Origin of the sequence: Variovorax sp. Sphag1AA, assembly GCF_014192575.1 — a bacterium.
GTDB lineage: Bacteria > Pseudomonadota > Gammaproteobacteria > Burkholderiales > Burkholderiaceae_C > Variovorax.
This window is the reverse complement of the sequence record NZ_JACHYC010000021.1, coordinates 1-1,198: the sequence shown is the minus strand read 5'-3', so window position 1 is coordinate 1,198 and position 1,198 is coordinate 1. Positions and strand designations below refer to the sequence as shown.

The window sequence follows — 1,198 nt, the reverse complement described above, 5'->3', positions numbered from 1 at the left end:
ATCAGATGTCGAGGATCTTGGCCACGACGCCCGAGCCCACGGTGCGGCCGCCTTCGCGGATCGCGAAGCGCAGACCTTCTTCCATGGCGATCGGAGCAATCAGCTTCACTGTGATCGACACGTTGTCGCCCGGCATGACCATTTCCTTGTCCTTGGGCAGCTCGATCGAGCCGGTCACGTCCGTTGTGCGGAAGTAGAACTGCGGGCGATAGTTGTTGAAGAACGGCGTGTGACGGCCACCTTCGTCCTTGCTCAGCACATACACCTCAGCGGTGAAGTGCGTGTGCGGCTTGATCGAGCCGGGCTTGCACAGCACCTGGCCGCGCTCGACTTCTTCGCGCTTGGTGCCGCGCAGCAGCACGCCCACGTTGTCGCCAGCCTGACCCTGGTCCAGCAGCTTGCGGAACATTTCCACGCCCGTGCAGGTGGTCTTCTGGGTCGCACGGATACCGACGATTTCGATTTCGTCGCCGACCTTGATGATGCCGCGCTCGACAGCGCCGGTCACCACCGTGCCGCGACCGGAGATCGAGAACACGTCTTCCACAGGCATCAGGAACGTGCCGTCCACCGCGCGCTCAGGCGTGGGGATGTAGGTGTCCAGCGCCTCGGCCAGCTTCATGATCGAGCCTTCGCCCAGCTCGCCCTTGTCGCCTTCCAGCGCCAGCTTGGCCGAGCCGTGGATGATCGGGGTGGCGTCGCCAGGGAACTCGTACTTGTCGAGCAGTTCGCGAACTTCCATTTCGACGAGCTCGAGCAGCTCCTTGTCGTCCACCATGTCGCACTTGTTCAGGTAGACGATGATGTAGCCCACACCCACCTGGCGAGCCAGCAGGATGTGCTCACGGGTCTGGGGCATCGGGCCGTCAGCAGCCGAGCACACCAGGATCGCGCCGTCCATCTGGGCAGCACCCGTGATCATGTTCTTCACATAGTCGGCGTGGCCGGGGCAGTCCACGTGCGCGTAGTGACGGTTGGCCGTCTCGTACTCGACGTGCGCGGTGTTGATCGTGATGCCGCGCGCCTTTTCTTCGGGCGCCGCGTCGATCTGGTCGTAGGCCTTGGCTTCGCCGCCGAACTTGCTCGACAGCACGGTCGCAATCGCCGCCGTCAGAGTCGTCTTGCCATGGTCAACGTGACCAATCGTGCCCACGTTCACGTGCGGCTTCGTGCGGGTGAATTTTCCTTTTGCCATTTT

Annotated in this window: 1 protein-coding gene; it reads right to left on the bottom strand. The window is 62.8% G+C overall.

The features are described from left to right. Position 1 precedes the first annotated feature (1 nt). Positions 2 to 1,195 (bottom strand): elongation factor Tu, encoded by a 1,194-nt coding sequence (gene tuf / locus FHW64_RS34175; RefSeq protein ID WP_184533946.1) that lies wholly within the window; start codon positions 1,193 to 1,195, stop codon positions 2 to 4. Positions 1,196 to 1,198 lie beyond the last annotated feature (3 nt).